Genomic DNA, 26,115 nt, shown 5'->3' with positions numbered 1-26,115 from the left:
TCGTGAAGCCCATCGATGCCCGCGTTCATCCCCGGACCGGCGGCCCCTTGAGGCGTGCCGTCTGCTCTTCCTGGACCCGGCGGGCTGTCTCCAGGAAATCGATGATCACGGCGAGCTGCTCTTCGCCGTAGGGCCGGAGCGCCGACCTCCCGGCCTCGCCGAGGGGACCGTACACCTCCCGCTCGGCGGCGCGGGCAGCCTCGGTGGCGGCGACCAGAACCCGCCGCCGGTTGGCGGCGTCCCGGCTGCGGGTGACGAAGCCCGCTCGTTCGAGTCGGTCGATGGCTGTTGTCGTCGCCGCCGGGCTGAGCTTGGCCGCAGTGGTGAGCTCTCCGGCCGACATCGGGTCCTTGGCCAGGATCAGGTCCAGGCAGCGCAGGTCGGTGCGGTTCAGCCCCAGCAGGGCCGCGGCCGCCTCGTCGAAGGCGTCGAAGCTCTGCTGGAGCATCCTCATCCGCACGGCGACCTCGCCCACGACATCATCTTTCGACATTCGAATCTTTCTGTTAACGTAAGGTTCGGTAAACGAAATAATAGTCCCGGGAGGACGTCATGCCTACCGACGACGAGCAGATCACGCAGTTGTTCAAGCAGTTCATGCAGGCGTGGACCGACAACGACGCCGCCGCCTTCGGCGCCTGCTTCACCGCCGACGCCGACTACGTCTCCTACGACGGCACCCACGCGACCGGCCGACCAGCCCTCCAGGACAACCACGACCGGCTCTTTCGCGGTGTGCTGGCAGGCTCGGCGCTCGTCGGAGACCTGGAGACCATCCGTCACATCACCGCGGACGTCGCTGTCGTTCACGGCACGGCATCAGTGCTGATGCCGTGGCGGTCCGAGCTGCCCAAGCGGCGCTTGTCCCGGCAGACCCTCGTGGTCGTCCGCACCGAGCAGGGCTGGCGGATCTCCGCCCTCCACAACGGTCGCGTGCGGCCGGTCACCATTCCCGACCCCGGCTCCTTCCCCTCCCGCATGTCACAGGCAATGAGTCGCGTCAGTCGGCGCCTGAGCGGGGGCCGCCCCTCTCCTGACGCCCCGCGGACAACCTCGCCCACGACATCGATCTGACACCACGACAGACCACTCGGCCCACACCTCAGCCGTGGCAGTAGTTCATCCCAGGGCGCCCCGCAGCGCCAGCCGGATCCCCGCCCCAGTAGGCGCCGGCGCTGCGGCCGAGTACCTGCAGAACGAGCGGTCCCCGTACTCCCGGCATCAGACAAGGGGCTTGGCGTGCGCACCTCACCCTTGGACTCATTCATCCAGGGCGCGTGGAAAGTCGTGATCAATGGGTGGTCCGGATGAGGTCTTTGCTCCAGATCGCCGAGGCGCGCAGGTGGAGGCCGGCGAGGTGGCTGTCCGGGGTCTTGCTCGTATCGGGTGGCGACGCCTCGTCAGGCCTTCAGCTTGTTGATCAGGCGCTCGGCGGTGTTCCTCTCCTTGGGGAGGCCGGCGTCGTGGCTGACGGGCCGGCCGCCCCCGGAGCCCTCCATCCTCCGGTTGACGGACTGGGCCCTCTTTCCGGGATGACCGCCTTGATACGGCGTTTCCGCGGGTGGGCCCGGTTTCTGAGGGGCGAGTAGGCCTAATGGGACGTGAAGGAGGGCAAGCAAGTCCTGTTCCCCGGTTCGCTGGAGGAGCCAGAGCCGGCCTTCATGGCGCGGGCCGAGCCTTTGAGCATGCCCGGACCCACAGAGTCCTTTGACAAGACGAGGTCGGCTCCGCGCCCCTCGTGAGTGCGGCACTGCGGCAATCAAGATGGGCCGCCACCGGTACGTCAGCTCCCCGTCGATCCTGACGAACACCTCGTCCGGGTGCCACCCGTCCCCGGGCCGGGGCCGGCGGCGGCACAGGCCGTTCGCGTAGGCCTGTCCGAACGTGGCGCACCAGCGGCGGACCGTCTCGTGGCAGACGAGCACGCCGCGCCCGGGCATCAGCTCCTCCATCTCACGGAAGCCGAGCGGGAAGCGGAAGTACCGCCACACGCAGTGAGAGATCACCTCGACCGGACACCGGTGCCCCCTGTACGACGGCGCGCTGTCCACGGACGAGCCCTTCCAGCCTGATCAACCAGAAGATCATCCCACCCGGTCAGTCAACGTGACAGTGCCACTGGACGGGAACTTACCGAGCATCATGCGTTCATGTGCCGGCACTTCCTCGACGAGATCGACCATCTCGCTGCTGTGCTCGACCAGCTGGACCAGCGCATCACCGCGCTTCTGACCCGCCTGGGGCGGGACGAGGCCGTCGAGGATCCGGACAGCGTTCCGGGTATCGGCCCCGCGGGCGCCCAGATCATCCTCGCCGAGACCGGCGGTGACATGGCCCAGTTCGCCACCGCCGGGCACCTCGCCTCATGGATCGGCGTCTGCCCGGGCATGAACGAATCGGCCGGCGTCACCAAGTCCGCTCGGCCCCGCAATGGCAACTCCGACCTCAAACGCTTGCCGGGTGCCGCCGCGATGGCCGTGACCCGGAACAAGGACTGCTACCTCGGCGCCTACTATCGGCGCATCGCCGCCCGCCGCGGTCGCCAGAGGGCACTGATCGCCGTCATGCACAAGCTGGCTGTCGCGATCTGGCACATCCTCCGCGACAAGGCCCGCCATCAGGGCTCCGGCGCCGACTACTTCACCCGGCGTGACCCCGAACGCGCCATGCGTCGGATGACCAAGGGAGCCAACCGCCTCGGCCTGACCGTCCGTTTCGGACCCCTCACCGCGACGGCCTGAACGACGCACTTGATTTTTCGTCTCAGAGTCCGAGGCGTCCCGTTCGACGCGCAACCGTCCCTGCCGTGCTCCGTCCACGCTCTCCCGCTCACCCGCCGCCGGCGCCCCTCACCGCCGGGTCAGGTCAGTCCGGCGGGGACGTACAGACGGCGTACATGTTCCGTCCAGCGGGCCCCTTGCAGAATGGCATCGCCCGCCATCGGCGCGGCTGACGAAAGAACGTTTCGCCGCAGCACAGTACGGCAGGTCAACCGTCGTCCCAGCGACAGTGCACAGACCTCGTATCGGAAAACTGATGTCCAGTGAATCCAAGGGGAAACACATGCCAGAAATCGGCGGCTCCAAGGGTCTGACCGTATCCGGTGACCGGTTCCGGTCCACCGTGGACACGGTGTCCGCATGGTTCGGTTCCGCGCCCGAGAAGGTCGACGCGCTGCCGGCCGGCGAGCGGAGCCGCGTCCTGGGCGAGGTGGCCGACATCAACGCCGCCGCGGCCACGGGCGACCTCGACGCCCTGTACGCGCAGCAGTACCTGCTCGACCGGATCTACCAGATATACACCAAGATCCCGCAGCGGGGGAGCGCCGAGGGCTCCGTCCTCGTCTACGAGATCGCCCGTTCCCTGGAGATCGCGACCGCGGCCGCCCAGGACCGGCTGGTCGAGCCCGGTCTGCTGGAGGAGGCGCCGACCGAGCCCCGCGAGTACCTGACCTGGCTCAAGACCACGGCGCGCAACCACCGCGTGTACAAGCACCCGTACTACCACCAGTTCATCCGCAACACCGCCACTCAGGACGACCTGCGCAACTACGTGATGCAGGAGTCGGTCGTGGACGGCCGCTTCGACGACCTTCTCGCGATGATGCAGGTCGGTACGGCCGGCGCCGCCAAGATGGAGATCGCGTCCAACTTCTGGGACGAGATGGGCAATGGGGATCACGACCAGGTCCACACCCACCTCTTCAACAAGATCTACGAGGTGTTCGAGATCTCGGAGGAGGAGCTCTCCCGCTCCCTCACCGCCACCTCGCTGCTCAACGGCAACCTCGCGGTCATGCTGTGCCGCCACCGCACCCTGTACCCGGAGGCCGTCGGCTTCCTGGGCATGACCGAGTGGATGGCCCCGGACCGGTTCGTCCAGGTCGTGCACGCGTGGGAGCGCCTGGGTCTGCCCGAGGTCGGCATCACGTACCACAAGCTCCACATCACCATCGATTCCCAGCACGCGCAGGGCTGGTTCCACAACGTGGTCCTGCCAGCGGCGGAGTCCGCGGACATGCGTCGTGCCATCGCGCGCGGCATCCTGTGGCGGCTCAACTCCTCTGCGGCGTACCTGGACGAGCGCATGCCGTCCGTCGCCGCCTGACGTCCGCCGACATCAACCCTTCCGGAGGAGCAACCATGGCCCTTGGCAGCGAACGCTTCGCCATCATCGACCTGCCCGAGGTCTCGGCCGACATCCTGGCGAGCTACGACGACTGCCCCGTGGACGAGTACATGGGCAACGGGACCCGCTTCAAGCGGTTCTCGCAATACAGACTGAGCCCCGAGGGCACCGACGGGTGGTCGTTCGAGCGCCTCCCGCACCGCGACTACACGACGTACAAGAAGTTCAACTCGGTGGGCGGCGGCATCCGTCGCGTCTACGAGCCGATCAAGGTGGACTTCACGCCGCTGATCGAGCACGGTGCCCGGAAGCTCGGTCTCGACCGCTCCGAGGACTGGCAGATCAACGTCCACCAGAACCGGACGCGTGCCGACGGCGGGAAGCCCGGTCCGCTCACCCCGGAGGGCGTGCACCACGACGGCCACGAGTTCGTGATGATCGCGGTCCTCAACAAGCAGAACGTCGGCGGCGGCACCACCCGCCTGTGGAATCCCGGTGCCGACGAGCCGTTCTGGACCGGCACGCTGGAGCCGGGACAGGCGGTGCTGCTGGACGACCGCGGGCTGGCCCACGACGTCACCGACGTGACCTCCGCCGACGGCGGCCCCGGCCACCGGGACATCGTGATCATCGCCTTCTCCCGGTGGGCGGAGAAGTGGTACGGCGAGGAGCACGACACCGCCGCGCTCGCCGAGCAGTGATCCCGCGTGCCGCCCCGGAGCGGGGCCTCCACGCCCCGGGGCGGCGCCGCACCCAGTAGCCAAGGGAGATCATCCCGTGATCGACTTCTTCAAGTATCAGGCAGCAGGCAACGACTACCTGGTGATCGATCCTCGCCGCACCGACTTCCCCCTGACGCGTGAGGCGATCCGGCTGGTCTGCGACCGGCACCTGGGCATCGGAGCGGACGGAGTCCTCTACGGACCGCTGGAACCGCCCCGGCCCGGCGTCCCGGTTCCGCTCGATCTATTCAACTCCGACGGCTCCGACTGCGGCAGGAGCGGCAACGGGCTGCGGATGTTCGCCCTCCACCTCGCCGGCCAGGAGCCCGGCGCCTGGGCCGAGGGACGGGAGTTCACCCTCCGTACCGCCGCCGGCGACAGCCCGGTCCGGGTCCTCGACGCCACCGAGGGGCGGGTCGAGGTCGGCATGGGACGACCCGGCTTCGACGCGGCCGACCTGCCCCTGCTCCGGGAGGACGGGGCCCCGTACACCGGCCGCGCGGTGGGCGTCCCGCTGTCCGTGGACGGCGAGGAGCTGACGGTCACCTGCGTCCACAACGGCAATCCGCACACGGTCGTCCCGGTGGACGAGCCCACCGCCGAGCTGGCCCGCCGGCTCGGCCGCGGATCGCCCGCCATCGCCGGTTCCCGAGCACCACCAACGTGCAGTTCATGCGCATGGCGTCCCGGTCCCTGATGGAGCTGGAGATCTTCGAGCGCGGCGCCGGCTACGTCACGGCCTCCGGCGCGAGCGCCTGCGCCGCCGTGTCGGCCGCCCGCGAACTGGGCCTGTGCGACGACCGGGTGGAGGTCCGGATGCCCGGGGGTTCCCTGGAGATCGCCGTCGCCGAGGACGGCGGGATCATGATGACGGGCGACGCTGAGCAGGTGGCGGCGGGGTCCTTCGCCCCGGCACTCCGCGCGCGGCTCGACCGGACCCTGACTGCGGGGACCGTACGGTGACCCTCCCCCGGCCACGCGCACGGCGCGCGACTATCCGATCCAGCGGTGGGTGTTCGAGGACGCCGCGGGCCGCTTCGACATCGACCTCGGCGACAGCAACATGATCCCGGGACGCCTCGACGCGCTGAACGTGCCGTCCTCCCTGGAGCTCGACTACGGACACGACCGGGGCCTCACGGCCCTGCGGGAGGCGGTCGCTGGCCTGTACGGCGGTTCGGCCGACTCGGTTCTCGTCACCCAGGGCGCGCAGCAGGCGCTCTACCTCGTCTACGCGGCGCTGCTGACCCCCGGGTCGCGGGTGATCGCCTTCCGGCCGGGCTGGCAGCAGTCCTGGGACGTGCCGCCGGAGCTGGGCTGCGAGGTCGACCTGGTCGGCTTCCGTCCCGACCTCGGTTTCGACGTGGAGGCCGCCGAGGCGGTCGCCGGGCCGGACGTACGCCTCATCGTCGCCAACAGCCCGTGCAATCCGACGGGCCGGCGCATCGCGGAGAAGGACCTCGAGGCCCTGCTCGCGCTGGCGGACCGCGTCGACGCCCATCTGCTGCTCGACGAGGAGTACGCGCTCGACCTGTCGCGCTCCGCCGCGGTCGGCCGCGACCGGGTGATCTCGGTGTCCAGCCTCTCCAAGGTGTACGGCTTCCCCGGCCTGCGGGTCGGCTGGCTGTACGGCTCGCCGGAGGTCGTCGAGGCGTGCGCCCGACGGAAGTTCCTGTCCACGATCTCCAACTCGGTGCTGTGCGAGACACTCGCCTGCGACGTCCTGGCCCACCGTGAGGAGCATCTGCGCACCTATCACGAGACCACCCGCAGGGGTCTGGAGCTCGTCCGGGACTTCGCCCGGCGCAACGCCGACGCGGTGACCCTGGTGGAGCCCGAGGACACCCCGTTCGCCTGGCTCTGGCTGACCACCGGTGAGGAACCGCTGGCGATGTGCCGCCGGGCCCTCGGCCTGGGCGTCCTGCTCATGCCCGGCGAGACGCTCGGGGCCAGCGACGGCTTCCGGATCTGCTTCGCCCGCTCCCCCGAAGCCGTGGCCGAGGGCCTCGGCCGGGTGGAGCGCGTGCTCCGGCCCGTGCCCGGCCCGGCCGGCGCCGACCCGGCACGCTGACGGCCGGGCGGCCCACGGGTCGCCCGAACCGCCGCGGCCCGCCCCGGCCGCTCGAGCCGTCGGGGCGGGCCCGGGCCAGGGCTCCCGGGCCCGCCCGGACCATGACCCGGAGCCGGACGGACCCGGGCCAGCCGGGAGACCGTCCGGGCCCTGCACCGGTCAGCCGACCGGACCGCGAACGTCGGACCGCCACACCGGTCCGGAAACCCGGCCCCGGCCCCCGCCCGGACCCGGATGTTCCTGCAGTACCTCGTACGGATCCCCGCCCCAGGCCGCGCACCCGGCCCGCGGGGGCCTGGTTCCGCCTTCCCTCCCGCACCGTCCGCCTCGCCCTGTCCGCTTCCCGCCGTCCTGGCGCCGCCCGGGTACGGTCCGCACCCCGCGCACGCCCCGGGCGACCACCGTGAAAAGCCGAATGGAGTCCTGTGACGATGAGCACGCACACCGCCGAGTCGCACATCCAACTGTCCTTCGGACAGGAGCAGCTGTGGTTCCTCGACCAGATGAACCCCGGAGAGACCACCTACAACGTCCCGATCGCCTACCGGCTGCGCGGTGAGCTGGACGTCGCGGCGCTGGAGGGCGCGCTCAACCTGCTGGTGAAGCGCCACGAGCAGCTGCGGGTGACCTTCCACGCCCAGGACGGCGTCCCCTACCAGGTGGTGTCGCCGGCCGAGGACCGGCCGCTGCCGGTCGTGGACCTGTCCGGGCTGGCTCCCGAGGAGGCCGAGGCCGCGCTGACGGAGGCGCTGGCGACGGAGGCGGACACCCCCTTCGACCTGGCGGCGGGTCCGATCTCCCGGTTCCAGCTGTTCCGGCTGGCCGCCGACCACCACGTGCTCGGGCTGAGCTTCCACCACATCGTCACCGACGGCTGGTCCGGTGGTGTGGTCAGCCGCGAGATCTCGCAGGCCTACGGGGAGCTGGCGGCCGGCCGGACGCCCGCGCTGCCCGAGCTGGCCATCGGCTACGGCGACCACATCCAGCGCCAGCGCAAGCAGCGCGCGGACGGTGTGTGGGAGGAGGAGCTGAAGTTCTGGGAGGAGCGTCTCGCCGGATTGGAGGCGCTGGAACTGCCCGCCGACCGGCTCCGTCCCGCCGAGCCGACGCAGAAAGGCGAGACCTTCGTCGCCGACTTCCCGGCGGAGCTGCTCACCAAGGCGCGGGCGCTGGCGCACGAGCAGGGCGCGTCCCTGTACATGGTGGTGGCCGCGGCGCTGAACGTGGTCCTGAGCCGCTACAGCGGGCAGGACGACATCGCGCTCGGTGTGCCCATGCTGGGCCGCACTGACCCCGAGCTCGAAGACGTCGTCGGCCTGTTCATCAACATGACGGTGCTGCGGTGCGACCTGTCCGGCGGGGTCACCTTCGCCGAGCTCCTGGAGCGTATCGCGGACGCCAACCTCGACATGTACGACAACCAGGACGTGCCGTTCGACCACGTCGTGGACCGTGTGCAGACGACGCGTGACGCCGGGCGCAACCCGCTGTTCCAGATCGCCTGCCAGCTGCTGGGCGAGGCCGCCACGGGCGATGTCCTGGAGCTGTCCGGGCTGGCCTGCGAGTCGATCCCGCTGGCCACCTCGCGATCGCGGTTCGACCTCTCCTTCTCCTTCGTCGAGGGCACCGAACGGCTGCGGCTGATCGTGGAGTTCGCGACCGACCTGTACGACCGCTGGCGCGTCGAGGCGATGGTCGGGCACTTCCGGAACGTGCTCGCCGTCGCCGCCGACGCCCCGGACACCCCCGTCTCGGCCCTCCCGCTGCTGTCGGAGGAGGAGCGCGCGGAGCTGCTGGAGGTCGGACGCGGCGCGGACTTCGACTACACGACGGAGCCGGTGCACGCGACGATCGCCCGGATTGCCGAGGAGAACCCGGAGCTGGTCGCCGCGGTCTGCCGCGGGAGGGAGATGACGTACGGCGAGCTGATGCGCCGGGCCGGCAAGCTCGCGCGGTACATCCGTTCGCGCGGGGTGCGGCAGGAGGAGGTCGTGGCCATCGCCATGGACCGCGACCTGGACGCCCTCGTGGCGATCCTGGGTGTCATGGTGTCGGGCGCCGCCTACACGATCATCGATCCCTCGCACCCGAACGCCCGCCTGGACCACATGCTGCGGGACACCAAGAGCCCGCTGGTCATCACGCGGGAACGCTCGCTGGGCGACCTGCCGGAGTCCAGCGGCTGGGCGACCTTCAGCATCGACACCGAGTGGGAGGCCGCCGAGGCGCTGTCGGACGACGAGCCGCTGGAGGAGTGGACGGAGCCGACCTCGCTGGTCTACGTCCTCTACACCTCGGGTTCCACGGGCCGCCCCAAGGGCGTGATGATCGAGCAGCGCGGTCTGCGCATGTTCATCGAGGCGTACCGGCGCAGCTTCGGCGAGTGGACGACCGAGGACCGGCTGCTGCAGCTGCCGGCGCTGACCTTCGACATGTCCCAGGGCGAGATCTTCGCTGGTCTGATCAGCGGCTCCGCGCTGGTGCTGGTGGCGCCGGAGGACGCCTCGTCGCCCGAGTCACTGGGCTCCCTCATCCGCGACCAGCGGGTGACGTACGCCGGGCTCTCTCCCGCGATCCTCTCCGTGGTGGAGGCGGGTCCGTACCCGGACCTGAAGTACATCATGGGCGGCGCGGAGGCGCTTCCGGCCGAGCTGGTCAACAAGTGGAACCTGCCGGGCCGCAAGTTCGTGAACCTGTACGGCCCCACCGAGGCGTCGATCGCGACGACCGAGTACCTGTGCGAGCACAAGGAGTGGCTGTCCTCGCCGCCCATCGGCCGGCCGGAGTTCAGCCGTCTGCACTACGTGGTCGACAAGGAGTTCAACCTGGTGCCGGTCGGCGTCCCAGGTGAGCTGCTGATCGGCGGCGACGAGGGTCTGGCCCGCGGGTACCTCAACCTGCCGGAGCTGACGGACGAGAAGTTCGTCCCCGACCCGTTCCTGGGCGAGGGCCGGGTCTACCGCACGGGCGACCTGGTGCGCTGGACGCGCGATCTGCAGATCGACTTCATCGGACGCCTGGACAACCAGGTGAAGCTGCGCGGTCTGCGCATCGAGCTCGGCGAGATCGAGTCCGGGCTGCTGACCCATCCGAAGGTCCGGATGGCCCTGGTCCTGCTGCGTGAGGACTTCGGGGAGAAGCAGCTGGTGGCGTACTACACCGTGCTCGGCGACACCCCGCCGACGGTGCACGAGCTCCGTGAGCACCTGGGCAGCACGATGCCGGAGTACATGGTGCCGACGGGCTGGGTGGAGCTGACGGAGTTCCCGCTGACGCCGGCCCGCAAGATCGACCGGGCCAAGCTCCCCGCCCCGGTGTCCGGTTCGGGTGAGGGGACGGCGCGGTACGTCGCCCCGGTGACCGCGACCGAGGAGAAGGTGGCCGAGGTCTTCGGTGCTGTACTGTCCATGACAGAGGTCGGCGCCGACAGCAACTTCTTCGAGCTGGGGGGCAACTCGCTGCAGGCGATGCGTGTCGTGAGCCGGCGCAACAAGCACTTCCCCGTCAAGGTCAACGTCCGGCTGTTGTACGGCGGTGCCTCGGTGGCCTCGGTGGCGAGCGCGATCGACGGGCTCGTGGACGCCAAGGCGGATACGCGTGCCTGACACCCTCCGGGCGGCGGTCCCGTCCCCGCGCCCACCGTGGAACGGCCTCGCCTCCGGTTCCGCCGCCGCGCAGTCCGTCCTGCTGGCCCAGGGCATGGACCTGCTGAACCGCACCGATCCCGAACTGGCCCTGCTCCTCGACCGCGAGGTGGAGGAGCAGGCCCTGACCCTGGCCATGGTGGCGTCCGCCAGCGTGGCCAACCCGGCGGTCCTCGCCACCGGCGGCGCCGCCCTGTCGAACGTCACCGCCGAGGGCTACCCCGGGGCCCGCTACCACCCCGGCGCCGGGCGGTTCGACGCGGTGGAGCGGCTCGCCGTCGAGCGGGCCCGGGAAGCCTTCGGGGCGCGGTACGCCAACGTGCAGCCGCACTCCTGCTCCTCCGCCAACCAGGCCGTCCTGGCGGCGCTGATGCCGCCGGGCGGGGTCCTCCTCGCCCTCGACCTGGACTCCGGCGGGCACCTCACGCACGGGTCCTCCGCCTCGGTGACCGGCCACCACTACCGGGCCGTCCACTACGGCCTGGACGACGACGGGCTCATCGACCACGACCAGGTGGCCGAGCTGGCGCTCGCCCACCGCCCCCAGGTGCTCATCGCGGGCGCCAGCGCCTACCCGCGGACCCTGGACTTCGAGCGGTTCCGCGCGATCGCCGACTCGGTCGGCGCGTACCTGGTGGCCGACATCTCGCACATCGCCGGACTGGTGGCGGCGGGGGAGCACCCCAGCCCCGTCGACCTCGCGCACATCACCACCACCAGTATGTACAAGCAGCTGGGCGGGCCGCGCGGCGGGCTGATCCTGATCGGCGAGGAGGACCGGACCCCCGGTCCCGACCCCCGTCGCACCCCGCTCGGCCGGCTGATGCAGCGCGCGGTCTTCCCGCAGTCCCAGGGGACGCCGAGCCCGGCGTCGATCGCCGCCAAGGCCCACGCGCTGAAGCTGGTGGCGGAGCCGGAGTTCCGGGAGACGATGCGGCTGGTCCGCGCCGACGCCGCGGAGCTGGCCGACGCGCTCGCCGGGTACGGCTACCGGGTCCTGGCCGGAGGCACCGAGAACCACATGGTGCTGCTGGACGTGTTCGAGCGCGGGATCACCGGCGTGGTCGCCGAACGCGCCTTGGAAGCGTGCGGCATCCTCACCAACCGCAACCGCATCCCCAAGGACACCAAGGCGCCGCTCGTCGCGAGCGGGCTGCGCCTGGGCACCAACGTCCTGGCGCAGCGCGGCATGGGGCCGGCTGAGACGCGGGTCTGCGCCGAAATGCTCCACCGGGTGCTCACCGCCACCACGGTGCTCGGCGACACCGAGTTCCGCACCGACCCCACGGTGCGCGAGCGGGTGACGGCCGAGGTCGCCGCCCTGTGCCGGGCCCACCCGCTGCCGTTCGGCGCCGGGCTCGGCCCCGTCGGCGCCGCCGACCGCGAACGAGGAGAAGGGCCTTGAGCCGGAACACCGAACCCGTGACGCCCACCGAGCCGACACCGCCCGTGCTCCTGCCCACCGACCGCCCCCGCCTCGCCGGGGCCACCCCCGAGCGCACCGGGTCCGCCCGCGTGACGCTCGGCCCCCGGGCCGCGGCGGCCTCCCAGGCGCTGCTGCTCGCCGGGTTCACCGCCCTGCTCCACCGCTGGAGCGGGCAGTTCACCTTCGGCTTCGCCGTGACGACTCCCGGCTCGGTGACGGCCCGGTCGGTCCGGACCGTCACCGGTGCTTCGACCCTGGCCTCGCTGGTCAGCGACCCGATCGCCGGCCGGCCGCCGTTCACGGACACGGCGCGGGACGAGGTCGAGCTGGTCCTCCACGCGCCGGGCGAGGGCGTCGGCGGACCGCCGGACGCGGAGCTGCGGTACGCCCCGGAACTCTTCGACCACGACACGGCCCTGCGGTTCCTCTCCTCCTACCGCGTGCTCCTGGAGGACGGTCTGGCCGACCTGGAGCGGCCGGTGGCACTGCTGCGGCTGCTTCCCGGGGACGAGCTGCACCAGATGCTCGTCGAGTGGAACGACACCGCGGCGGACCTTCCGCACGGCGTCTGCCTCCACACCGCCTTCGAGGGCCGCGCCGCGGCGGCTCCGGACTCCCCCGCCCTGGTCGGCGGGGGCAGGACCTGGACGTACCGCGAGGTGAACGAGGCGGCGAACCGTCTCGCACACCGTCTGCGGGAGCTGGGTGTCGGCCCGGACCGGCGGGTCGGCATCTGCCTGGACCGCTGCGCCGAGCTGCTGGTCGCGGTCCTCGGGGTGCTCAAGGCGGGCGGCGCGTACGTGCCCCTCGACCCGTACTATCCGCGGCAACGGCTCGCCACGATGGTCGCCGGCACCTCCTGCGCCGTCGTCCTCAGCCGGAGCGGACCGGCCGACAGCCTCCCGCTGCCGGACATCGACCCGGCCACGCCCGTGCTGCTGCTCGACCGGGACGCCGAGGCGCTCGCCGCCTACCCGGCGCACGACCCGGCCGGCGAAGCCACGCCGGAGGATCTCGCGTACATCATCCACACCTCGGGCTCGACCGGCGCGCCGAAGCCGATCGCCCTGCGCCACCGGGGCGTGATGAACAACCTCGCGGACCTCAACACCCGTTACGGCGTGGGCCCCGGGGACCGGGTGCTGGCGCTGTCGTCGCCGAGCTTCGACATGTCGGTGTACGAGTTCATGGGTCTGACGACCGCGGGCGGCACGGTGATCCTGCCGGACCCGGAGCGTGCCAAGGACCCGGAGCACTGGGCCGATCTGCTGGCCGAACACCGGGTCACGGTGTGGAACTCGGCCCCCGCCCTCCTGGACATGGTCGTCGACCACCTGGAGAGCACCGGGCCGGCCCGCTGGACGATCTGCGTCTGGCCCTGCTCGGCGGCGACTGGATCCCGGTGTCGCTGCCGGACCGGGCCCGGGCCAAGGCGCCCGCCCTGCGGTTCGTCGCGATGGGCGGAGCCACCGAGTCGTCCATCCACTCCACGCTCTTCGAGGTCACCAAGACCGACCCGCGCTGGACGAGCATCCCGTACGGGCGGCCCATGGCCAACCAGCGGACGTACATCCTCGACGAGAACCTGCAGCCGGTGCCGCCCGGCGTCCCGGGTGAACTCCACCTGGCGGGCATCGGACTGGCCCGGGAGTACCTCGGCCGCGCCGAGCAGACCGCCGAGCGGTTCTTCACCTGGTCCTGCGGCGAGGTGACGGACGAACGCCTCTACAGGACCGGCGACGTGGCGCGCTTCGCTCCGGACGGCATGATCGAGTTGCTGGGCCGTGCCGACTTCCAGGTCAAGCTGCACGGTCTGCGGATCGAGCTCGGTGAGATCGAGGCCGTGCTGCGGTCCCACGAGACGGTGCGGGAGGCGGTCGTCACCGCGCACCCGGACGGCTCGGGCGACAAGCGGCTGGTCGCCTACGTCGTCGCCGAGGCGGGCCGGACCGTGGAGGCGGAGCCGGTCGCCGAGCACGCGGCACGTTCCCTGCCGCGCTTCATGGTGCCCGGCACCGTGCTCGTCCTGGACGAGCTGCCCCTGACGCCCAACGGCAAGGTCGACCGCAAGGCCCTCCCGGCCCCGCCTGAGGACCTCGGCGCGCCGGCGGAGAGCTACGCGGAGCCGGCCACGGCGACCCAGCGGACGGTGGCCGAGATCTTCACGGCCGTTCTCGGGACGACGCGGGTCGGCGCCGACAGCGGCTTCTTCGCGGTGGGCGGCAACTCCCTGCAGGCCATGCGCGCCGTCACCCGGCTGAACAAGCACTTCGGGATCAGGGTGAACGTCCGCCTGCTGTACAGCGGGAGCACCGTCGCCGACATCGCCTCCGTCATCGACGAGCGGCTCGCCGCGCCCGCACCGACCACGAACGGAGCCACCGCACCGTGACCGCGTCCCCCGGCAGCCTCGTCCCTCTGCGGGACGGGGGCGGCCTGCCCCGCTCCACTGTGTCCATCCGGTATCGGGTTCGCCCTACTGCTACTCGACGATGGCGCACCGGCTGGATCCCGGACGGCCGGTGTTCGGGTTCGAGGCGCCCGGGTTCGACGGCGCCTCCGACCCGCTCACGTCGATCGGGGAGCTGGCGGCGCTGCACACGGCCTCGCTCAGGGCGGACCGGCCGCACGGCCCGTACCTGCTGCTCGGCTGGTCGCTCGGCGGTGTGGTCGCCTACGAGATGGCGCGGCTGCTGGCCGCCGAGGGCGAGGAGGTGCCGCTGCTCGTCATCGTCGACGCGGCGCTTCCGGGTACGCAGTCGGTCCCGCCCGACGACCGGCTGGCCCGGTACTTCCTGTACGACTTCCTCGGAGTGACCCCGGAGCGTGCCCCGGGGATCGACAAAGCACTCGTGGGGACGCCCGAGGGCGCGGAGCCGGCCGAGATCTTCGCGGCGGCCGAGCGCGGCGGGGCGGTCCCGGAGGAGTTCGACGTCGAGTTCCTGCTGGAGCGGTACGCCCTGTTCCGAACGCACGTGGTGGCCATGCGGCAGCACCGGCTGAGCCAGGTGCACCAGGGGTCCGCGATCCTGGTCAAGGCCGAGGACTCGGTGGAGCGCTTGCTCGACTGGAGTCCGTACGTGAGCCGTCTGTCCGTGCTCACCGCGCCGGGCGACCACCACTCGGTGTGGCAGGAGCCGGGGCTCAGCTCCCTCGTCGGCATCGTCAACCAGGCTCTACGAGAGGCGACTCCAGCATGACGGAGCACGGCACGTCCTCCGCCCCGGCCTTCGCGACCGAGGCGGAGGGCCCTCCCCGGTCGCTCTGGCGCGATCGGAACTTCATGGTGTTCTGGGCGGGCGAGGCGCTCTCCCTCTACGGCTCGCAGATCACGCAGCTCGCGCTGCCCCTCACGGCCGTCCTGGTCTTCGGGGTGGGTGCCGGGGAGCTGGGCATGCTGCGCTTCGCCCAGCTGGTCCCCTTCCTCGGGCTCGCCCTGCTCTTCGGCGTGTGGGTGGACCGGGTGCGCAAGCGGCCGGTGATGCTCGGCGCGAACCTGGTCAGGATGGTGCTGATCAGCCTGGTGCCGCTGCTCTACCAGTTCGATCTGCTGACGCTTCCGACGCTGTACGCGCTGGCGCTCGGGATCGGTGTGGCGACGGTGCTGTTCGACGTCAGCTGGATGTCGTACGTGCCGGTGCTGGTCAAGGACCGGCACAGCCTGCTGGAGGCCGACACCAAGCTGAACGCCACGCTGTCGTCGGCGGACATCGCCGGTCCCGGCCTGGCGGGCACGCTGGTCAGCGCGTTCTCGGCGCCCTTCGCGATGACCGCGAACGCGGTCTCGTACGCGCTGTCGGTGGTCTCGCTGCTCCTCGTCAGGAAGCCCGAACCGGCCCCCGAGGTCCCGGCGGAGAGGCGCCGGCTGCGCGTCGAGCTCACCGAGGGCCTGCGCTGGGTGTTCGGCAACCGGTGGCTGCGGGCGATGGGACTGGTCGGCTGCTCGTGCAACTTCCTGCTGACCACGGTGCAGACGCTGTTCCTGCTCTACGCCGTGCGGGACAAGGAGCTGTCGGCCGCGGTGATCGGGTTCGTGATGGGCGCGGCGGCCGTGGGCGGTCTGCTGGGCGCGCTGGTATCCGGCATGGTGGTGCGGCGGCTCTCGGTGGGCACCGCCTACCGGGTGTCGGTGTCGATCATCTTCCTCGGCCCGCTGCTGGTGCCCGCCGCCGGCGGTCCGCGTTGGTTGCTCGTGGGGCTGTTCGTGGCCTCCTTCTTCATCGAGTACTTCGGCAGCAGCGTCTCCAACGTGCTCATCGTGTCGTTGCGGCAGACCATCACCCCGCAGCACCTGATGGGCCGGATGACGGCCGCGATGCGCATGCTCCTGTACGGCGGCGGTGCGCTGGGCGGCCCGGTCGCGGGTCTGCTCGCGGCGTGGGCGGGGCTGCGCGGGGCGCTGTGGATCGCGGGTCTGCTCTCCATCGCGATGCTGATCCCGATCTACCTGTCGCCGGTCGGCCGGCTGCGCACCATGCCGGAGGGACCCGACGACGCCGCTCTCGCCGCGCGGTGAAGTCCGCGCGCCGCGCCGTCGCCGGGCCCACGGGCCGTCAGGGCCGGGTGACCTCCTCGCGCCGCTGGGGGGCGGCCCGGCGGAGGACGGCGGCGCGGCGGAGCACCACGGCGTAGTCCGCGCCGCCGTCCCGTTCGGCGATCCGCCCGGCGCGGGCGGCCCGGCATGCCTGGTCGAGCCGGGCCAGGGCGGCGCGCCGGTTCAGCACCGGCTCGCGCTCGGCGCACTCGGCGGCGTAGATGCCCAGGAGGTCGTGCAGACGGTACTGGTGCCCGTGGTCCTCCAGGAGGTGGTGGGCGGCCAGCAGGTCCAGCAGGCGCCGGGCGCCGTCGTGGTCGGTGTCGGCCAGGGACGCGGCGGCCTCGACCGTGATCGGCGCGTCCTTGACCAGGCCGAGGAAGCGGAACATCCGTGCCGCGTCGGCCGAGAGGGCCTGGTACGAGGTCTGGAACGCGTCGCGGACGCTGGCGAGGGCGTCGTCGGCGACGGTGAGCCGGTCGAGCCGGTCGCTCTCCGCCGCGTACTGCTTCACGAGCGTTTCCAGGGGGACGTCCGGGCGGGTGGCGAGGCCTTCGGCGGTGATGCGCAGCGCGAGCGGCAGCCCGCCGCAGAGCGCGGCGAGACGCAGGGCGGCCGCGGGTTCGTCGGCGAGGCGGCCACCGGAGAGTCCGGTGAGCAGGTCGGCGGCCTCGTCCAAGGCCATCGGCCGCGCGGTGAAGGTGTGTGCCCCGTCGCGGGCGGCCAGTCCGCCGAACCGCTGCCGGCTGGTGGCTACGACGCAGGACGCGCCGCGCGGTATGAGGGGCCGCAACTGGTCGGCGCTCAGGGCGTCGTCGAGGGCGATCAGCATCCGCCGGCCGTAGAGCAGGCTGCGGTAGAGCGTGGTGCGGCCCGCCAGGTCGCGCGGGATCCGGGCGCTGTCGGCGCCGAGGCTGACGAGCAGCTGGTGGAGGACGTCGGAGGCGCTCAGCGGCCGCCCACGCAGGCCGTTGCCGCAGAGGTCCACGTAGAGCTGGCCGTCAGGGAAGCGGTCGGCGACGCGATGGGCCAGTTCCAGGACGAGCGCCGACTTGCCGACGCCGGCGGGTCCGTCGACGACGACCACCGGTGTCCCCCGCTGGGCCAGTTCGTCGTCCAGGAGCTGCCCCAGTTGCCGCAGCTCGGCGTCGCGTCCGGTGAAGCCTCGTGCGACGGCCGGGAGTTGGGCCGGTACGGGGACGACGGCGGTGAGGCCTTCCCTGGGCCGGGGGGTGAGGCTGCCGCCGGGAAGGCGCAACTCGCGCTGGCCGGCGAGGATACGCCGGTGGAGGTCCTGCAGTTCGGTGCCCGGCTCGATGCCCAGCTCGCGACGCAGCAGCCGGCGGGTCTCGGTGTAGACGGCGAGCGCGTGGGCCTGGCGGCCCGAGTGGTAGAGAGCCAGCATCAGCAGCCAGCGGAGCTTCTCGCGCAGCGGTTCCTCGGCGGCGGCGCGCGAGAGGGCGTCGACCACCTCGGCGTGCTCGCCTGCTTCCACCATGACCTGGGCCCACTCCTCGACGGCGGTCAGGCGCAGGTCCCGCAGCCGCCCGCCCTCCATGGCCGCGAAGGGGCCGGGCACACCGGAGTACGCCTCGCCCCGCCAGAGTCCCAGGGCGTCCTCGTAGAGCCGTAACGTCGTCTCGGTGCTGCCGCCTTCGCGGGACTTGCGGGCGTGCCCGTGGCGTTCGACGAAGAGTGTGGCGTCCACGTCCGTCGGTTGCAGGCGCAGGCAGTAGCCGCCCGATTCGGAGGAGAGGACCGTGCTGGCCGCCCTGCTGCCGCGGTCCGGCTCCAGGGCGCGGCGTAAGCGGGCCACGTAGGTGTGGACGCCGTTGGCCGCCGTCTGCGGGGTGTCGCTCTCCCAGAGTGCGCTGATGATGGTCTCCCCGCTGACCACCCCGCCCGCCCGGCTGGCGAGGATGCTCAGGACCGCGCGCTGTTTGGGCGAGCCCAGCGCGATCTCCTCACCGTCCCGCCATGCCCGTACCGGTCCGAGGAGCTGTATGCGAAGAGGTGCCCCCGTGCAGGTCATGTTCCTGTTCACCCCTCAGGGTCGCGTGCTGCTCATGCCAGTCCCCGGTGGTGGCCGTTCGGGCCCCGGGTTGCGCGGAGGCGGCGAGTTGCGTCGCGTTCCGCGTGTTCATGAAGAGCCGACCGCCCCGGACGGCCGGCGTGGGCAGAGTCGCCCCGGTGTTCAGTACGCGCCCGTGGGCCGCCGACAGGAGCCGAGCGGGCCCGGGTGGCGGCGGTGACACACGGCAGGGAGAAGCTCAGCACCGGGTGCCGGAACGTGAGTCTCGCAGGGTGTCAGTCGAGGCATGGGCGCGAATGTAATCCGCACGCCTGGTCGACACCAGACCCTGCAGGGAGCATCCCGCATGCTTCGAAAGGCGTAGAGGGACGGGGCGAGCAGGCGTAGAGGGACGGGGCGAGCTGGGACGGCGGCGGCTCTCACATGGCACGGCGGTACACCGGCTCGGGAAGCGACGGCTGCTTGCCCGCGGCGGCGGGGTCGATGAGGCGCGCCTCCACGGCCTTGTTGACGGCCCCGATGCGCGAGGCGACGCCGAGCTTCTCGAAGACGTTCCGGAGGTGGCGTTTCACCGTAGCCTCGGTGATGCCGAGCTCGTTGGCGATCTGGCGGTTGCTCAGCGCGCCGGCGACATGGGTGAGGACTTCGCGTTCGCGGAGCGAGAGGGTGTGTCCGGCGCTCTGGATGGCTTTCTCGGGCGTGGCGCTGCTCGGTAGCGCGATCATGACCTGCGGGTCGCGTGCCATCACCCCGCGGATGGCCGACAGCAGCGAGGCGCGCGGGGAGCTCTTGTGCAGATAGCCGTGGGCACCGCGGGCGAGCAGTTCGTGGACCAGCGGCGCGTGGTCGTGCATGGACAGCATGAGCACCTGCAGGTGCGGGAAGCGCGCGGTCAGTTCGCTCACGACGCCGGGGGCGTGGTGGTGGGGCATCTCCACGTCGAGCAGGACCACGTGGGCGGCGGTGCGCGCCACCAGGTCGCCGAGGCCGACGGAGGTGTCCGCCTCGGCGACGACACAGAGGTCGTCCTCGACGTCGAGCAGCTGGCAGAGGGCGTTGCGCAGCAGGGAGTGGTCGTCGACAGCGACGATACGGATCGGCTCGCCGGGTCGCGGCGGCCCGGTCTCATCGGTCTCCGGCATGGCACTCCCCGTCCCTCGGCACCGAGAACGTCAGGGAGGTGCCCCGCCCGGGCGCACTGTCGATCCGCATGCCGCCTCCGAGGAGGCGGATCCGCTCCGCCACGGAGACCAGGCCGTTGCCGTACTTCCGCTCCGGGGGGAGTCCGATCCCGTCGTCGCGTACATGCGCCTCCAGCCGCGGTCCCTCGCACCGCACGCCGAGGACGACCCGCTCGGCATGGGCGTGTGCCAGGGCGTTGCGCAGGCACTCGCGCAGGACGAGGAAGAGGTGTTCGCCCAGGGGCTCGGAGAGCGGTTCGTCGAAGTCCTCGACCCGGATCTCCACGTGCGGCCGGTCGACGGCCATCGTGGTGACGAAGGCGGCCAGTGCCGCCCGGAGGGACTCGGCGGAGTGCGTGCCGGCCCGCAGTCCGGTCACGACCTCCCGTGTGCTGTGCATGATCTCCAGGATCGCCTGCTTGAGACTGTCCAGCCGAGGGTCGGTCACCGACGAGACGTTCTGGGTGAGTTCGTAGAGTTCCAGCTGACGCAGGGCCAGGCCGGCGGCGCTGCCGATACGGTCGTGGATCTCGCGCGCCATGGCGTCGCGGCTCTGGCGGGTGGAGTCCCGTACGACGTCGAGCGGAAGGAAGCCGCGTCCGGCGGCGTCGTCCTCCAGGGAACGGGCCACGGCCGCCTGGAGTCCGGCCATCAGCCGTACCCGGCTCAGGCCGTCCGGGAGCCGGCGGGCGGCCGGTGGCCGTTCCAGGAACTCGGCGACGAGCTCAACCAGCAGGGATCCGGCCCGCAGCACATGCACCGGCACGGCGCCCTGAGGAGTCGGCGGCTCCTCAGGACGGGGCACCCGGTCGACGGGCCGCCGGTCGTGCGGCCCCGGCCGGGTGACGCCTTCGCCCAGGGCGTCACGGCATTCGGTCAGGATCCCCCTCACCCGGTCGCGCACGGAATCCCAGACTTCCTCGTGCGTCCCGAGCGGATTGCGCTGCTCCACGAGCCTGCTTCGATAGACGTCGAGCAGTTCCGGCTCGTAGGCGAGTAATTCGGCGGCCAGCCCCTCGTCCTCGGCACGAGGACCGTGTCGCGGCTTTCCCCGCGCCGACGCGTCGGACACGAATCCCCTCCCCTTTGTGTTCCCCCATCACCGGCCCTCTCGCCACGCAGTCGGCGCAAAAAGGAGAGAGCGGCCGGACACAGAATGATCGTGCCGTACTCGCTAAAAGGACGTCAAGTGCCGCGCCCGCGAAATCCAGCCTAACCCGAAGCCATTGACCCGGGCTATTCAGCGGAATTGTGTGCCCTGACGCCCTGACGGCAGAAAGGTGCTGCTGACCTGCAAGGACGCGAGTGCCGAGTTCGTATCCGGTTCAGGAGCCAGGACACCTTTCTGGTGGTCGAGCGTACTGGGGGACCGTGGGCTGCCTGTGACGGCCGAGGGGAAGGGGCTGGTCGGGCATGCCGGGGCGGTGTTGCTACGGAAGCTGGCGGACCGGATCGGTCTGATCCGAGGGCTTGCCGGGGTGCTGCCGACGAGCGCGGCGGCCGGCTGGCGGGAGCGGGCTGCCGTGCTCGTCCAGCTGGCGGGCGCGCTCGTGCCGGGGACGCGAAGTCTGTTGGAGGCCGAACGACTCCAACTGCATCAACAGGGGTTGTTCGGGCAGGCCGTCTCGGACTCGACCACACGCCGGGTGCTGGCCGGGCTCGACGAGCGGACCCTGACGCGGATCGCGAAGGCGTGGCGGCGGGTGCGCCGCCACGTGTGGACCCTGCTCCACCTGCGGCCCGGCGGCTTTCCCTGTCTCACGGTCGCCGGACGCGCCCTGACGGGCTGGATCGTCGTGGACCTGGACGCCACGATCATCACCACCGCGTCCAGGAAGGAAGGAGCCGCGGGCACGTCCAAGGGAACCTTCGGGTTCCATCCGCCGGGCGGCTGGTGCGCGAACACCGGCGAGAGCCTCGTGATGGAACTGCGCCCGGGCAACGCGGGAGCGAACACTGTGGACGACCCTGTGCGCGTACTGGCCGCCTGCCTTCAGCAGATCCCCCGCTCCTCGCAGTCCAAGCTGCTGATCCGCGTCGACGGCGCGGGCGCCACCCACGTCCTGCTTCAGCATCTCGAAGCGTTGAACACCACCCGGCGCACGGTCCGCTACACGGTCGGCTGGAAGATCACCGATGAGGACGAGGCGGTGATCGCACAGCTTCCCGAGCAAGCATGGGAGACCTCGCTGACACTGGGCGGCGACTTCAAGAGGGCTATCCGGTCACCGAGTTGACTGGTCTGAACACCCGCGAGGGCTGGCTGGAGGGGATGCGGCTGATCGTCCGCCGGGTCCGCCCCTCCCGGCGACAGCCGACGAATCGAGGTTGAACGATCATCCAACCGAGACGGGAGGACCTTCACGACGCCCGCCTCTCTCCTCCTGGGCAAGGGAAGTCCCCCTTTGAGCCAATTCCCCGGCGGTGGCCCAGAAAATGCTTGTGGTTCCGCATTCCCGCGCCCTAGGGTCACGGCGATCCCGAATTGCCTGTCCAGTCGTGAAGCATGCCCTCCCCAGTAGCCGACCGAAATCCGGTGGAATATGTCGCAGCTCTCCGCCCTGAGCCGCAAGGCCAACGTATCCGTCCGCACGCTCCGGTCCTATCAGGATCTGGAACTCCTGCCGACGCTCCCCGAATACGACGAAACGCATGTACGCAGGGTTGCACTGGTAAAGGCACTGCTGGATATCGGCGGCCTTCCGCACGCCGAGGTGCGCAGGATCGTCCGGCACGTCGAGGAGGAGCGACCGCCGGCGACGGAATTGCTGCGCCTCACGCAGTACGCCTTGCCCACCCCCGGTTCCGCCTCACCCGACCCCGAGTGGGAGTGGGCGAAGGCCCGGGTGGAGGGCCTGGTCCACGGCTGGGGCTGGCAGGTCAACCGCGACAACCCGGCCTGGAAGACGCTCTGCCAGGTCGCCATCGCCTGCAAGTCCCTCGGACACCACGAAATTCCACGGCTGTTCCCCGCTTATGCCGAACACCTGGAGCGGATCGCGCGGCTCGAGGTGCAAATCCTCAGGGAACAGGACGACCCCGAAAGCGCGGCGACAAGCCTGGTCGCGGTGACCGCGCTCGGCGGGATCGCCCTGTCCGCGCTCCGCCGGCTCGCCCACGAGCATTTCCTGTCACCCGGTGGAAGCGGGGCGGAGCACTCCGTATCACCCGGGACGGACGGCGGTCGGCGTGAGCGCCACCGGACCCCGCGCCGCGACGAACCTCCGTGCATCCGTCATCCATGACACAATCACAACTGTGCGTGAGATGAGATGAATTCTTGCACGTCTGTTCACAAAAGCCCTCAGGGATCGCTAGCTTCCCCTCAACCTCGTTCGTATCGGGAAGGACCTCTGTGGACGCACCACCTCGCAGAGCCGCGGCCGCCCTGGCCGCAGTTGCTCTCGTAACCCCGCTCCTGCTGGCCTCCGCCTCTCCTGCCTCCTCCTGGCAGCACCGGCCGGGCCGGGACGCCGCCGCGCTCTCCAGGGCGCTGGTACGCGAGGCGTCGGCCAAGGACGCCTTAACGCACCTGAAGAAGTTCCAGGCGATAGCCGACCCGGCCGGCGGTCACCGCGTCGCCGGCTCGCTCGGCCACGACGCCTCGGCCGCCTACGTCCACCAGCAGTTGAAGGAGGCGGGCTACCACGTCGAGTACCAGAGGTTCGACTTCGTCTACACGCAGACGTTGGCCGAAAAACTCTCCACCGTGACGCCCGCCCCGCACGACATCGAGATACGCGCGCTGACGTACACCACGTCCACGCCGGCCGGCGGTATCCGCGCCGACCTCGCGGCCGTCCCGGTCGACGAGGACGGCACCACCGGCTGCGAGCCGGGCGACTTCGCCTCCGGCAGCTACACGGGCAGGATCGCCCTGATCAAGCGGGGAGGCTGCGCCTTCGCCCTCAAGCAGCAGCAGGCCGCCGCCGCGGGCGCGATCGGCGCCCTCATCTACAACAACATCGACGCCGGGTACGGTCCCCTCTCGGGCACCCTCGGCGACCCGTCCGCCGCGAAGGTTCCCACCGGCGGCATCAGCAAGGCCGAGGGCGAGAAGCTCGCCGCGGACCTCGCCGCGGGCCCGGTCAACGTATCCCTCGAGATCCGCCAGCTCCAGGAGAACCGTTCCACCAACAACGTCGTCGCCGAAACCGCGCGCGGCGACGCCGCCGAGACGGTCATGCTCGGCGCCTCCCTGGACTCGGTGCACGCCGGTCCCGGCATCAACGACAACGGCTCCGGCTCGGCCGCCCTGCTGGACGTCGCGCTGAAGCTGGCGAAGCAGGAGAAGAATCCCCGCAACAAGGTGCGGTTCGCCTGGTGGTCCGCCGCGGAGAGCGGCCTGGTCGGCTCGCACCACTACGTCGCGAACCTCACGCCGCTCGACAAACAGGAGATCAAGCTCTACCTGAACTTCGAGCTGATCGCCTCCACGAACGGCGCCATGTTCGTCTACGACGGCGACAACTCCGACGGCGCCAACACCCAGAGCGCGCCCGCGGGCTCGGACCGCCTGGAGCAGAACATAGCCGCGTTCCTCGGCAAGCAGGGCCGGCCGCACGCGGGCACCCCGTTCGTCGCCCGCTTCGACTACGGCCCGTTCCTCGACGCCGGCATCCCGGCCGGCGGGACGTTCGCCGGCGCGGAGGCGCTCAAGACACCCGCCGAGGCGGCCGTCTTCGGGGGTACGGCGGGGGCCGCGTTCGACCTGAACTACCACGGGGCGCGTGACGACATCAACAACATCAGCCTGACGACGCTCGAGGAGAACATCGACGTCATCGCCGACGCGGTGGGCACGTATGCGCACGACATCAGCTCCGTGCGCCCTCCGGCCACCACCGCGCCGCGGACGGCCGCCGACCGCGACGCCGTCCGGCCCGCCGTCGGTTCGTACGGTGTGACCCGGTAGGGTCCGTCCCGCCTCCCCCGGGGGCGTCCTTGTCGATCAGACGCAAGCCCGGCACGATCGGAGAGCACCACCGTCCCCGGTGTCCGGACCGGCGGACCCGGCACCGGGGACGCGCTCCGCCGTGCTCCGATCCCGGCACGGCGGACCGGCGCCGGGGGCCGTGCCCCACAGGGCACCCCGCCCTGCCCTGCCACGCGCGCACCACTGACGCCGCCCGACAGAAAGCAGAGGCCATGGCCATCGACGTCACCGCCCTCCGGGCCCACTTCCCCTCGCTCGACGGGGGTCTCGCCTTCTTCGACGGGCCGGGTGGCACCCAGACGCCCCGACCCGTCGCCGACGCCATCGCGGAGACGCTGACCGGACCGCTGTCCAACCGGGGGACCGTCAGCCCCTCCGAACTCAACGCCGAACGCGCCGTCGCCGCGTTCCGTTCCGCCTACGCGGAGTTGCTGAACATGCCCGCCGGCGGGATCGTCCACGGCCGCAGCGCCACCCAGCTGACCTACGACTTCTCGCGCACCCTCGCTCAGGGGTGGCGGGCGGGGGACGAGGTCGTCGTGAGCCGCCTGGACCACGACACCAACGTGCGGCCGTGGATCCAGGCCGCCGAGCACGCGGGCGCCACGGTCCGCTGGATCGAGATCGACCCGGCGACGGCCGAGGTCGACCTGGAGTCCTTCGAGCGGGCCCTCTCCCCGCGCACCCGGCTGGTCGCGATCACGGCGGCCTCCAACGTCCTGGGCACCAAGCCGCCCGTCCGCCACATCGCCGACCGGGCCCACGAGATCGGCGCCCTGGTCCACGTCGACGGAGTGCACTACGCCGCGCACGAACTGGTGGACGTGCCGGCACTCGGGGCGGACTTCTTCGTCTGCTCGCCCTACAAGTTCCTCGGCCCGCACTGCGGCGTGCTGGCGGCCGCACCCGAACTCCTCGAGACGCTCCGACCGGACAAATTGCTTCCCTCCTCCGACGAGGTGCCGGAGCGCTTCGAGTTCGGCACGCTGCCCTACGAGATCCTGGCGGGCGCCCGCGCCGCCGTGGACTTCCTCGCCGCGGTGGACCCGGGCGCCGGGACCACACGCAGAGAGCGGCTGGCCTCGTCGCTGACCGCGCTGCACGAGCACGAGTCGACGCTCCGTACGCGCCTTGAGGAAGGTCTTCGGTCCTTCGGCGACGCGGTCACGCTGCACTCCAGGGCTGCGGACCGGACCCCGACGCTGCTGATGACGCTGGTGGGCCGTGACGAGCGCGAGGCACAGATCCACCTGGCGTCGCGGAACGTGCTGGCGACGGCCGGGCAGTTCTACGCGTACGAGCCCTTCACGGCGCTGAAACTGGAGGGCCCCGCCCTGCGGGCCGGCATCGCTCCGTACAACACGGCGCAGGACGTGGACCGGCTCCTCGACGGCCTGGCGTCCTTCCTCTGATCCGCCCCAGGCCGGCGCCGAGCACGGCG

At 71.1% G+C, this 26,115-nt stretch carries 20 protein-coding genes and 3 pseudogenes; 17 read left to right on the top strand and 6 right to left on the bottom strand.

Annotated elements, in window-relative coordinates; all coding sequences use genetic code 11:
• Window positions 1–25: 25 nt before the first annotated feature.
• Window positions 26–493 (bottom strand): MarR family winged helix-turn-helix transcriptional regulator, encoded by a 468-nt coding sequence (locus tag WJ438_RS08895; protein WP_406724729.1) that lies wholly within the window; start codon window positions 491–493, stop codon window positions 26–28.
• 59 nt (window positions 494–552) lie between these two features.
• Here WJ438_RS08895 and WJ438_RS08890 point away from each other — a divergent pair, with 59 nt between their 5' ends.
• Window positions 553–1,074 (top strand): SgcJ/EcaC family oxidoreductase, encoded by a 522-nt coding sequence (locus WJ438_RS08890; RefSeq protein WP_406724728.1) that lies wholly within the window; start codon window positions 553–555, stop codon window positions 1,072–1,074.
• 217 nt (window positions 1,075–1,291) lie between these two features.
• On the opposite strand, the pseudogene WJ438_RS08885 reads toward WJ438_RS08890, so the two are convergent.
• Window positions 1,292–1,591: pseudogene (locus tag WJ438_RS08885) on the bottom strand (IS5/IS1182 family transposase); the annotation flags it as partial.
• A gap of 172 nt (window positions 1,592–1,763) precedes the next feature.
• Window positions 1,764–2,051: pseudogene (locus WJ438_RS08880) on the bottom strand (IS6 family transposase); the annotation flags it as partial.
• A 99-nt stretch (window positions 2,052–2,150) separates the two neighbouring features.
• Between WJ438_RS08880 and WJ438_RS08875 the strand changes: the two are divergent.
• The 12 genes and pseudogenes from WJ438_RS08875 (at window position 2,151) to WJ438_RS08820 (ending at window position 16,507) form a co-directional block, all read left to right on the top strand.
• Window positions 2,151–2,741: a transposase gene (locus WJ438_RS08875; RefSeq protein ID WP_406724727.1), complete on the top strand. Its 591-nt coding sequence runs from the start codon at window positions 2,151–2,153 to the stop codon at window positions 2,739–2,741.
• A gap of 322 nt (window positions 2,742–3,063) precedes the next feature.
• Window positions 3,064–4,107 carry an iron-containing redox enzyme family protein gene (locus WJ438_RS08870; protein WP_406724726.1) on the top strand — a complete coding sequence of 348 codons (1,044 nt, stop codon included), beginning with the start codon at window positions 3,064–3,066 and terminating at the stop codon, window positions 4,105–4,107.
• Window positions 4,108–4,142: 35 nt separating this feature from the next.
• Window positions 4,143–4,829: a 2OG-Fe dioxygenase family protein gene (locus WJ438_RS08865; protein WP_406724725.1), complete on the top strand. Its 687-nt coding sequence runs from the start codon at window positions 4,143–4,145 to the stop codon at window positions 4,827–4,829.
• Window positions 4,830–4,905: 76 nt separating this feature from the next.
• Window positions 4,906–5,547: a hypothetical protein gene (locus tag WJ438_RS08860; RefSeq protein WP_406724724.1), complete on the top strand. Its 642-nt coding sequence runs from the start codon at window positions 4,906–4,908 to the stop codon at window positions 5,545–5,547.
• A complete protein-coding gene (locus WJ438_RS08855) occupies window positions 5,523–5,813 on the top strand; it encodes a hypothetical protein (RefSeq protein ID WP_406724723.1) in 291 nt (96 codons plus the stop codon). Before WJ438_RS08860 ends, WJ438_RS08855 begins: the two co-directional genes overlap by 25 nt.
• Before the next feature lie 49 nt (window positions 5,814–5,862).
• Window positions 5,863–6,921: a pyridoxal phosphate-dependent aminotransferase gene (locus WJ438_RS08850; protein WP_406724722.1), complete on the top strand. Its 1,059-nt coding sequence runs from the start codon at window positions 5,863–5,865 to the stop codon at window positions 6,919–6,921.
• 431 nt (window positions 6,922–7,352) lie between these two features.
• Window positions 7,353–10,526: a non-ribosomal peptide synthetase gene (locus WJ438_RS08845; protein ID WP_406724721.1), complete on the top strand. Its 3,174-nt coding sequence runs from the start codon at window positions 7,353–7,355 to the stop codon at window positions 10,524–10,526.
• The gene (glyA, locus tag WJ438_RS08840) at window positions 10,519–11,970 is read left to right on the top strand and encodes a serine hydroxymethyltransferase (RefSeq protein ID WP_406724720.1); all 1,452 of its coding nucleotides are present in this window, start codon (window positions 10,519–10,521) and stop codon (window positions 11,968–11,970) included. The genes WJ438_RS08845 and glyA overlap by 8 nt, the downstream gene beginning before the upstream one ends.
• Before the next feature lie 542 nt (window positions 11,971–12,512).
• Window positions 12,513–13,274 (top strand): annotated as a pseudogene (locus tag WJ438_RS08835) (AMP-binding protein); the annotation flags it as partial.
• A gap of 8 nt (window positions 13,275–13,282) precedes the next feature.
• A complete protein-coding gene (locus WJ438_RS08830) occupies window positions 13,283–14,383 on the top strand; it encodes a non-ribosomal peptide synthetase (protein WP_406724719.1) in 1,101 nt (366 codons plus the stop codon).
• 100 nt (window positions 14,384–14,483) lie between these two features.
• On the top strand, window positions 14,484–15,191 hold the full coding sequence (locus tag WJ438_RS08825) for an alpha/beta fold hydrolase (protein ID WP_406724718.1): 708 nt from the start codon (window positions 14,484–14,486) through the stop codon (window positions 15,189–15,191).
• Complete coding sequence (locus WJ438_RS08820; RefSeq protein ID WP_406724717.1) at window positions 15,188–16,507, top strand: MFS transporter; 1,320 nt, start codon at window positions 15,188–15,190, stop codon at window positions 16,505–16,507. The genes WJ438_RS08825 and WJ438_RS08820 overlap by 4 nt, the downstream gene beginning before the upstream one ends.
• 37 nt (window positions 16,508–16,544) lie before the next feature.
• Here WJ438_RS08820 and WJ438_RS08815 read toward each other — a convergent pair whose 3' ends face one another.
• From WJ438_RS08815 to WJ438_RS08805, 3 genes are all read right to left on the bottom strand, one after another.
• A complete protein-coding gene (locus WJ438_RS08815; RefSeq protein WP_406724716.1) occupies window positions 16,545–18,557 on the bottom strand; it encodes a BTAD domain-containing putative transcriptional regulator in 2,013 nt (670 codons plus the stop codon).
• A gap of 419 nt (window positions 18,558–18,976) precedes the next feature.
• Window positions 18,977–19,699: a response regulator gene (locus WJ438_RS08810; protein WP_406724715.1), complete on the bottom strand. Its 723-nt coding sequence runs from the start codon at window positions 19,697–19,699 to the stop codon at window positions 18,977–18,979.
• On the bottom strand, window positions 19,683–20,810 hold the full coding sequence (locus WJ438_RS08805) for a sensor histidine kinase (protein WP_406724714.1): 1,128 nt from the start codon (window positions 20,808–20,810) through the stop codon (window positions 19,683–19,685). The genes WJ438_RS08810 and WJ438_RS08805 overlap by 17 nt, the downstream gene beginning before the upstream one ends.
• A 310-nt stretch (window positions 20,811–21,120) precedes the next feature.
• Between WJ438_RS08805 and WJ438_RS08800 the strand changes: the two genes are divergently transcribed.
• The 4 genes from WJ438_RS08800 (at window position 21,121) to WJ438_RS08785 (ending at window position 26,086) form a co-directional block, all read left to right on the top strand.
• Complete coding sequence (locus WJ438_RS08800) at window positions 21,121–21,975, top strand: transposase (protein WP_406724713.1); 855 nt, start codon at window positions 21,121–21,123, stop codon at window positions 21,973–21,975.
• Window positions 21,976–22,281: 306 nt separating this feature from the next.
• Window positions 22,282–22,983: a MerR family transcriptional regulator gene (locus WJ438_RS08795; RefSeq protein WP_406724712.1), complete on the top strand. Its 702-nt coding sequence runs from the start codon at window positions 22,282–22,284 to the stop codon at window positions 22,981–22,983.
• A gap of 110 nt (window positions 22,984–23,093) precedes the next feature.
• Entirely contained in the window at window positions 23,094–24,653 is a 1,560-nt protein-coding gene (locus WJ438_RS08790) for a M28 family peptidase (protein WP_406724711.1), read from the top strand.
• Between the two features lie 233 nt (window positions 24,654–24,886).
• A complete protein-coding gene (locus WJ438_RS08785) occupies window positions 24,887–26,086 on the top strand; it encodes a cysteine desulfurase-like protein (RefSeq protein WP_406724710.1) in 1,200 nt (399 codons plus the stop codon).
• Window positions 26,087–26,115 lie beyond the last annotated feature (29 nt).

Source organism: Streptomyces sp. GD-15H, from assembly GCF_045291515.1.
Lineage (GTDB): Bacteria > Actinomycetota > Actinomycetes > Streptomycetales > Streptomycetaceae > Streptomyces.
The sequence above is the reverse complement of the archived record's forward strand: the minus strand, read 5'-3'. Positions and strand labels throughout refer to the sequence as shown.

Bases quoted from the DNA above. Each gene is read 5' to 3' on its own strand.
- WJ438_RS08825 (WP_406724718.1), top strand. From the start codon at position 14,484: ATGGCGCACCGGCTGGATCCCGGACGGCCGGTGTTCGGGTTCGAGGCG.
- WJ438_RS08890 (WP_406724728.1), top strand. From the start codon at position 553: ATGCCTACCGACGACGAGCAGATCACGCAGTTGTTCAAGCAGTTCATG.
- WJ438_RS08895 (WP_406724729.1), bottom strand. From the start codon at position 493: ATGTCGAAAGATGATGTCGTGGGCGAGGTCGCCGTGCGGATGAGGATG.
- WJ438_RS08875 (WP_406724727.1), top strand. From the start codon at position 2,151: ATGTGCCGGCACTTCCTCGACGAGATCGACCATCTCGCTGCTGTGCTC.
- WJ438_RS08865 (WP_406724725.1), top strand. From the start codon at position 4,143: ATGGCCCTTGGCAGCGAACGCTTCGCCATCATCGACCTGCCCGAGGTC.
- WJ438_RS08820 (WP_406724717.1), top strand. From the start codon at position 15,188: ATGACGGAGCACGGCACGTCCTCCGCCCCGGCCTTCGCGACCGAGGCG.
- WJ438_RS08845 (WP_406724721.1), top strand. From the start codon at position 7,353: ATGAGCACGCACACCGCCGAGTCGCACATCCAACTGTCCTTCGGACAG.
- WJ438_RS08870 (WP_406724726.1), top strand. From the start codon at position 3,064: ATGCCAGAAATCGGCGGCTCCAAGGGTCTGACCGTATCCGGTGACCGG.
- WJ438_RS08855 (WP_406724723.1), top strand. From the start codon at position 5,523: ATGCGCATGGCGTCCCGGTCCCTGATGGAGCTGGAGATCTTCGAGCGC.
- WJ438_RS08810 (WP_406724715.1), bottom strand. From the start codon at position 19,699: ATGCCGGAGACCGATGAGACCGGGCCGCCGCGACCCGGCGAGCCGATC.
- WJ438_RS08785 (WP_406724710.1), top strand. From the start codon at position 24,887: ATGGCCATCGACGTCACCGCCCTCCGGGCCCACTTCCCCTCGCTCGAC.
- WJ438_RS08815 (WP_406724716.1), bottom strand. From the start codon at position 18,557: ATGACCTGCACGGGGGCACCTCTTCGCATACAGCTCCTCGGACCGGTA.
- WJ438_RS08795 (WP_406724712.1), top strand. From the start codon at position 22,282: ATGTCGCAGCTCTCCGCCCTGAGCCGCAAGGCCAACGTATCCGTCCGC.